Below are 201 nucleotides of genomic sequence, written 5' to 3'. Positions count from 1 at the left end.
GGCGTAGTGCTCCAGGTGCTGCCGTCGGTGCTGTATTCGACGGTGGCGCCGGCTTCCAGGCCGCTGACGCTGTAGCTGCCATCGTTGCTGATCAGATCGCCGGCCACACCGCTGTCGGTGTCGAGGCTAAGGGTCGGTGCGGCGACCAGGGTGTCGAGGGTGAAGGTCAGGCTGGACGGCGCCGAGGTGTTGCCGGCGACA

Annotated in this window: 1 protein-coding gene; it reads right to left on the bottom strand. The window is 67.7% G+C overall.

Going from position 1 to position 201, the window contains the following annotated elements:
• Positions 1-201: hypothetical protein (locus P8H27_RS20550; RefSeq protein ID WP_289639606.1), on the bottom strand; the 201-nt coding region annotated here is incomplete at both ends.

Origin of the sequence: Pseudomonas sp. sp1636 (genome assembly GCF_030376615.1) — a bacterium.
Taxonomy (GTDB): Bacteria; Pseudomonadota; Gammaproteobacteria; order Pseudomonadales; family Pseudomonadaceae; genus Aquipseudomonas.
This window is presented reverse-complemented; position numbering and strand designations above follow the sequence as displayed.